This window comes from Desulfitibacter sp. BRH_c19 (assembly GCA_001515945.1).
Lineage (GTDB): Bacteria > Bacillota > DSM-16504 > Desulfitibacterales > Desulfitibacteraceae > Desulfitibacter.
In genome coordinates this window covers 20,768-27,741 of record LOER01000028.1, presented here as the reverse complement: position 1 = coordinate 27,741, position 6,974 = coordinate 20,768, and the positions used below count along the sequence as shown (strand labels likewise).

General features: G+C 39.1%; 8 protein-coding genes and 1 pseudogene. All 9 read right to left on the bottom strand.

Annotation, left to right across the window (positions count from 1 at the left end):
* The 9 genes and pseudogenes from APF76_03130 to APF76_03090 all read right to left on the bottom strand — a co-directional run bounded on the left by APF76_03130 (position 1) and on the right by APF76_03090 (position 6,570).
* A pseudogene (locus APF76_03130) lies at positions 1 to 594 on the bottom strand.
* Positions 595 to 662: 68 nt separating this feature from the next.
* Positions 663 to 899: a hypothetical protein gene (locus tag APF76_03125; GenBank protein KUO50953.1), complete on the bottom strand. Its 237-nt coding sequence runs from the start codon at positions 897 to 899 to the stop codon at positions 663 to 665.
* Between the two features lie 12 nt (positions 900 to 911).
* Entirely contained in the window at positions 912 to 2,819 is a 1,908-nt protein-coding gene (locus tag APF76_03120) for an aldehyde ferredoxin oxidoreductase (GenBank protein KUO50952.1), read from the bottom strand.
* Positions 2,820 to 2,839: 20 nt separating this feature from the next.
* Positions 2,840 to 3,226, bottom strand: coding sequence for a 4Fe-4S ferredoxin (locus tag APF76_03115; protein KUO50951.1), 387 nt, complete (start codon positions 3,224 to 3,226; stop codon positions 2,840 to 2,842).
* A gap of 20 nt (positions 3,227 to 3,246) precedes the next feature.
* The gene (locus APF76_03110; protein ID KUO50950.1) at positions 3,247 to 4,407 is read right to left on the bottom strand and encodes an FAD-dependent oxidoreductase; all 1,161 of its coding nucleotides are present in this window, start codon (positions 4,405 to 4,407) and stop codon (positions 3,247 to 3,249) included.
* Complete coding sequence (locus APF76_03105; protein ID KUO50949.1) at positions 4,400 to 4,675, bottom strand: (2Fe-2S)-binding protein; 276 nt, start codon at positions 4,673 to 4,675, stop codon at positions 4,400 to 4,402. Before APF76_03105 ends, APF76_03110 begins: the two co-directional genes overlap by 8 nt.
* Entirely contained in the window at positions 4,676 to 5,134 is a 459-nt protein-coding gene (locus APF76_03100) for a 4Fe-4S ferredoxin (protein ID KUO50956.1), read from the bottom strand.
* A gap of 45 nt (positions 5,135 to 5,179) precedes the next feature.
* Complete coding sequence (locus APF76_03095; protein ID KUO50948.1) at positions 5,180 to 6,253, bottom strand: pyridine nucleotide-disulfide oxidoreductase; 1,074 nt, start codon at positions 6,251 to 6,253, stop codon at positions 5,180 to 5,182.
* Positions 6,250 to 6,570 (bottom strand): pyridine nucleotide-disulfide oxidoreductase, encoded by a 321-nt coding sequence (locus APF76_03090; GenBank protein ID KUO50947.1) that lies wholly within the window; start codon positions 6,568 to 6,570, stop codon positions 6,250 to 6,252. Before APF76_03090 ends, APF76_03095 begins: the two co-directional genes overlap by 4 nt.
* Between the last annotated feature and the right edge of the window lie 404 nt (positions 6,571 to 6,974).

The following is a 6,974-nucleotide window of genomic DNA, read 5'->3' as shown; positions in this document are numbered from 1 at the left end:
AAAGGGTCGTTCTCTTAGCTTTTCTGGGCTTCCTGCTATTGTTTCTGCTATTTTTATGGCGTTTCGTAAACCTTCCATTGTGTACATGCCGCCCATTACATGCTTGGTTGTATTTGTTAATGCCCAATAAAAACGATTTATATCTGCTGCTTCGTCTGGTACATCTGTTGGGAAGGTGTTTATTACATAGAAGGAAACGTTATCAAGATAGTCTACCATACGAGCTATATCTCTAACATCATGGGTATTTGTTTTACGTTTTTGACCATTGTCTAAATCAAGAGCATATAAAACTGTACCTCCTGTACCTAAATGGGTACGGCTTTTTTCTAGGTGGAGATCATTTTTTTCGTCCTGTCCATAAAGGACTACTTTAGATGGTGCCGACTTAATAGCAGCTTCTAGCATAGACTTTGGAATTTTAACTATTTCACCTTCTACTATAGCTCCACCCTCTGTAAATATCTGGCGTGCTCTTTCGCTTTTTACCTTCATACCTACTTCTTCTAGAATCTCTACTGTTGCTTCATGTACTGAATTAATTTGCTCTTCTGTTAATAATTTGAGTTGTCCTCCGTTTAAAGCTGGAAACATGGTTTATTGCTCCTCTCATTATTTAAATCGTTATCAAGCTAGTTTAGGATGTTTTGCATTCTCTACATTTAACCTCCGGCCAATGGGCCTAAAAGTACTATCTCTTCATCAGTTGCAATTAAATAATCTTTAGATTCACACTTCCCATTAACAAAGACCCTAGCCACAACTATTGGATTTATACCTATAGAACAAAGAAGTTTCCTTACAGTTGTTGGATTTTGTACTTCAATGACTATTTCTGATTGTTTATCCTCGTATATGTGTCGAAGGCTGCCTGATAAAGATAGCTTTATCTTTAACATTTTTACACCACTTTAGGCTGAACTATTTGATTTGAATGTGTTTTCTACTAAGGATAGTATACCTAGGCGTTCCAAGGTTTCTTTAGTTGGTTTGCCTTCTTTATTCCAGCCACGTACTTTATAATAGTCATCCAAAAGCAGATCAAGCTCTTCTTTGGTTATAAAGTGCCCTTCATTTGGTCCATTAGGAACTGGTTCTTCATAAAAACGGGCGGGTGGATAATCATACTGCCGACCGTAGTCTTCTATTTCCCTCAAATTAAAGCAACGGTTTAAGTTCCAGATCTTTTCAGAGATAGTACGCAATTCCTCCCAGCTTACCTTTTTACCAGTCATCAGGTAGAAAAATTCTTCGTAATACTCTACTTCAAAGCCCAACTCCATATACTGCAGTCTGCATATGCCTAAAAGGTCAAAGGTTGGTCGTGTATGCTGACTGTTGATTACTATTTCAGCCTTACCAGCTATGGTTGACTTTGGTAATTTGTCAGCCTTTGCACCAGCAGATATTAAATCATGAACATTAGCTGCTGAGCCTGCTACATCATGACCGAGAACCCAAGCCTTACTGTGGTGTGCTCCTATATCTGCTGTCATATAAGCTAACATCATACCTGGAGCGTTACGGCATTCATAGCCGGACCACTCTAGCCCTTTAACATGTATAGCAAACTTTTCAGATCCTTGCCCAGTTTTTGCAGATGCACTTTTTACTCCGTCAGCTAATAGGTCACCAATTCCCTCCCTGTGCCCGATTTTATTCAAAAGATAAACCACAGATTCTAGGTCACCAAACTGGATCTCTCTTCCTATATCTTCTTGCGTAAGAATGCCCTTTTCATAACACTCTATTGCCCAGGAAGCCGCTAATCCTCCAGATATAGTATCTAATCCAAGCTCATCACAGATATAGTTGGCGTATGCAACATCTTCAATAGTTTTTAAATAACAGTTGCCACCTAGAAGGGCGATGGTCTCATATTCTGGACCTTCAACATAAGCAGAACCCATTTTGGTTTTTGTATGTCCGTATTTACCGCAAGGAGTTGGACATGCAAAACAGCCTTTGTCAGTTATTTTAAGTCTATCTAGAATAGCCTGACCATTTATCTCCTTATAATGGTCACTATAGGAGGTTTGGAAATTCTTTGTAGGAAATGCCCCAGCTTCATTACACCAGTCAGTTATTCCTGCAGTACCCTGGGGAGTCCAACCTAGGAAACCAGGTTTCTTAGTTATTTCTTTGTAAGCTTCCTTGCCTTTTTTATAAAGACCTTCTATATCAAATACAGGAATACTACCGGTTCCTTTAATAGAAACTGCTTTAAGGCGTTTGGATCCCATCACAGCTGCTACACCTGTTCTACCTGCTTGTCTACCAAAATCATGAGATATACAAGAAATTCTAACTTTGTTTTCACCTGCTGGGCCAATTGTAATACTGTGGAAATCTTCACCAAGTTCATCCTTGAACATTTTTTCAGCTTCGATTGCCCCCTTACCCCAATACTTGTTGGCAGAGCGAATTTCTACCTTGTCATTCTCTATGAATAAGTAGCATGGTTCATGGGATATTCCTGTGATAATCAATAAATCATATCCAGCATACTTTAGTGCTGGTCCAAAGTGACCACCCATATTACTATCTCCAAATCCTCCTGTAGCGGGAGATTTGGTTCCGAAGTGGGTTTTGCCAGTTGCAGGTAGAAAGCTACCACTAAAGGGACCTGTAGCTATAATCAGCATATTTTCTTCTGAAAAGGGATCAGTTTTTAGAGGTAATTCATCATATAGAATCTTTGACACGAACCCTCTCCCACCAATAAAGCCATCTATCAATTCCTGGCTTAAAGGTTCCTTTGCTATAATTTTGGTGCTTAAGTTTACTCTTAATATAGTACCTGTATAGCCATATTTCATAGGTTATCGCTCTCCTTGTTTCAAAGATTTTCCATTATCAAAGCATTTCGTGGGCAGATTTCCACGCACGCACCACATGAATTGCATTTGATTGGAGCATCTAGTGATTCGTGTACATAGATTACACCAAGTGGACATTCTTCAACACAACTCATACAACCACTACACTCATTTCTATCAAGGATATAAACACCATCCTTTTCATAGATGGCTCCTGTTGGACATACTTCAGCACATATGCCGCACTGGTTACAATAATGGATTACATATGTTCCAGGCTCTGGAAACTTTCCTTCAATACTTAGGGCTGCTTTAGCAGGATTTATTTCATTGAAGTTTTCTAGAGCACACACTAGCTGACAGGCTCGGCATCCAGAACAGTTTTCGTTAATTGAATTTAATTTCATATAAAATGCTCCTTTCTCCTTTATACAACTGCAGGCTCGATGATTAGTTCTCCTTTTTTAAAACGTTCAATGCTAAGGATGTCTATAGGAAGAGAGGTTTCCTGGCCTGCGACTAATTCAGATGTTAGCTTAGCAATCATTGGTGCAAGCATAAAACCTTTACCGCAGCCATGAGATAGATAATAGCCTTCAACTTCCGGAACAGCACCAATAACAGGCTGGCCATCTGGTGATATATCGTAATGACCGGCCCACTGCCTTACTACCCTGACATTCTTAAGAATGGGCAGTTGGAAAACAATTTTCTGGGCCATTTCTTCTAAAAATGTCCAATCATGCTGATAGTTTAAGCCCTTTGGTTCATGTGGATTGCCATATCCCATGATAAACCCGCCATGGGGAACCTGCTGGCAATAAGAATTGTGATGAAAGGACATCACCAAGGGATCAAATAAACGTTCCATGGGCTCAGTAATTAGGATTTGATGTCTTTCAGGCTCAATAGGATGAGAAAGGCCAAGCATTTGCCCAATAAATTTAGAATAGGGACCAGTAGCATTTATGACTAGATTTGTTTCAATTGTTCCATTATCAGTAACTACGGCGGTTACTTTTCTTTTGCTAGAGGCTCCATTGCTATTTGTCTTTATTCCGGTAACAGTTGTATATGTGTTGATTTCTACACCAAGATTTTTTGCTGCGTGAGCATAAGCAAAGGTTGCTTTAAATGGGTTTACATGACCATCTTCCTGACAATAAAATGCTGCTACCATACCCTCCGTATTTAAGTGTGGTATCATTTCTTTTGCTTCCTTTGGAGATAGCTTCTTAGATGGTATTTCCAAGCTATTTTGAAGCTTAAGATTCTTTTCAAGCATTTGTGCTTGATCTTCTTTGTAGGTAATAAGTAAATAGCCACTTTCCCGATATTCAATATCTTCGTAATCTAATTCTTCACTTAAGTTCTTGAAAATTTGAGCACTAGCTCTAGAAATAAGACAATTTATTTTTGTACCCCATTGTTGACGAAAGCCCGCAGCACACCTGCCTGTGGAGCCACTAGTTATGTACTTTTTCTCAAGGAGCACAACATTTTTAAAGCCCTTTTTTGCTAGATTATAGGCAACAGCACATCCGATTGTCCCGCCACCTATTACTACTGCATCGGCGCTTTTACGCATCAGATTCACCACCTGCAATTGTTCCCAGCTTGATTGGTTTAACAGGAGCTCGATAGGTGGGAATGTCAATTTCTTCAACTTTCATACCTTTTTTATTTGCAATTTCTCCAGCTAGTACATTTCTGCAGGTACTTCCCTGGCATGGTCCCATGGTGCAGCGGGTATGTCTCTTTATTTCCTCGAAGGTTTGAACCCCTGTATCTATTAGCTTATGGACGTCTTCTAAAGTAACATCCTCACATCGGCAAAGGTAAGTTTTCTTATTCATCTAAAAACCCTCCAATCTTAACCCTCTTACTATGAGCACTTGGTCCTTTGGAACTGCAATAGTAATTATATTAGTGTGATTAAACTTTTTGTTATTCTGTACTTTAATAACTCTTGCAGTACCAACTTCATTTCCTTCCCGATCTAATGCAATCACATTTTTGCCCTCTACTGGAAAGGGTAAAAATTCATAAGGTAGTTTAATGGTCGCTTCTGTGACACTATAATTTTCATCAATTACAAAACATGCTAGTCCAGGACAAGCACTGACGCACACAGCACAGCCATTACATTTTTCATAATCTATTTTGGGTAGATCATTAATATCCTCAAAGGGAATTACAGCACCTTGCTTGCAACTTGTAAAACAAGGGTTACACGGAATTTCTTGAAAACACTCAAAGATAGCATAAGGCCTTCCACTTCTTCTTTCTAAGGACGGTAATGTCTTTTCTACCATTTCAACATTGATAAGACCCGTTTTCTTAAACACTATTGACACCTCCTAAACAACTAAGAGTTCTAATCCTTCTCTAATTTTAGTACCCAATATTCCTGACCTTAAACTTACAAGATCTGCCATAAATTCTTCCTTTAACGGTTTAACATTTTGGTTATATCCAAGAGATTCTGCTGCACAAAGACCTGTAATTTTCCCCTCCACCATAGCACTACTAGCCTCTTCTACACCGGATACATCTCCAGCTACATATATTCCAGGGGATGTTGTTTCCAGATACTCGTCTCTAATTGGCACATAGCCTCCAAACTGTGGGATATACTTCATCTGACATTTGCAATGGCGTAATAGATCTACTAAGGGAGATAGACCTACTGCTAGGCAAATAGTATCTACTTCAAGCTCTTTATCGGTTCCTGGTATTTGCCGCCATTTATCATCAAGCTGACATATTACTGCACCCTTGACAAAGTCTTTACCAATGGCTTCTTTAATTGTATGTGATGTTAAAATAGGTACTCCCATTCTTCTGATTTTTGAAGCGTGGACAAAATAGCCACCAACCCCAGGAGCAGCATCTATAATAGCTTCAACCTTTATGCCTGCCTGCACTAATTGATAAGATACTATTAGTCCAATGTTGCCTGCTCCCACCATAAGCACCTTGTTTCCTGGCACGACGCCATGCTGGTTCATTAATGTTTGTACAGCACCAGCACCGTATACACCTGGAAGGTCATTATTCGGGAAAGCTATCATTTTTTCAGATGCACCTGTAGCAATGATAGTTTTTTTGCTGTTTATTTTTTTGTATTTATTCTTTTCTTCAATTGAAATTAGACCATCATCATAAATAGCTAGAACAGTTGTATTAGTTTTAACTTCTATATTGTTGTGATTAATAATTGCGTCCTCTAATATGGATGCAATATCAATACCTCGAGTACCAGCATGTTCCTTTTCTGATCCGAAGAAGCGGTGGGTTTGCTTTACAAGTTGTCCTCCAAGGTTGCTTTCTCTATCCATTAAAAGAATATGTGCTCCTTGTTCAGCTGCTGTTAGTGCTGCACACATACCAGCAGGGCCCCCGCCTATAATTGCAATTTCAGTATTAATCAAATCTCCTCACCTCCTGGAAAACTACCCTTTCCTTCCTGCCGTTTGACAACCATATTCTCTTTGAGTTCTTCAACACATATCCGGACATTTGGCTCTCCGTTGACTTCCATCAGACAAGATGAACAATTGCCTATTGCACAAAAGAATCCTCGAGGCCTATGGTTTTTAGAGCTATGGCTAAGGACCTTAATGCCATTTGCATGCAGAGCTGCAGCAATTGGTTCTCCTTCATATCCAGTAACTTGGGTACCTTCAAAAATAAAACTTACCTCTCGTTTAGCTGGAAACTGCAGCACAGGATGTTCTAAAATCCTCAATTTGTATTCCTCCAATCTCCTTCTTTTTAACCTTATCTTTAAACTAGAGCAATTTTTATGCCAAAATATCAATAGGCTTTATAGAGGTGTTTTAATTGTGGGATTTACTTAAAAGCAAAGAGATTTTTATCAAGGAAGACTTTATGATTGGAACTAATAAATTATCTATTGCAAAATGCTTTGGCATAACAGGCGGGGAAATATAGCCAAAAGCGTTTGCAGTGTCCAAATGGACTGACAGGAATATAGTCAACTCGTTCAGCCAAAGCTGAACATTGGGAAATCAGGTGGAGTCATTCAGTGAAACTTAGTTCAGGTGCTTTTCCCTGAACTCTAGTTGAACTAATCCTGTGGGAAACTCCACCTGAATAAAGAATCCTGTTTATTGGCATGAAAGTTGCAAA

Coding starts and splice junctions, on each gene's coding strand:
- APF76_03125 (KUO50953.1), bottom strand. CDS start 899: ATGTTAAAGATAAAGCTATCTTTATCAGGCAGCCTTCGACACATATAC.
- APF76_03120 (KUO50952.1), bottom strand. CDS start 2,819: ATGAAATATGGCTATACAGGTACTATATTAAGAGTAAACTTAAGCACC.
- APF76_03115 (KUO50951.1), bottom strand. CDS start 3,226: ATGAAATTAAATTCAATTAACGAAAACTGTTCTGGATGCCGAGCCTGT.
- APF76_03110 (KUO50950.1), bottom strand. CDS start 4,407: ATGCGTAAAAGCGCCGATGCAGTAGTAATAGGTGGCGGGACAATCGGA.
- APF76_03105 (KUO50949.1), bottom strand. CDS start 4,675: ATGAATAAGAAAACTTACCTTTGCCGATGTGAGGATGTTACTTTAGAA.
- APF76_03100 (KUO50956.1), bottom strand. CDS start 5,134: ATGGTAGAAAAGACATTACCGTCCTTAGAAAGAAGAAGTGGAAGGCCT.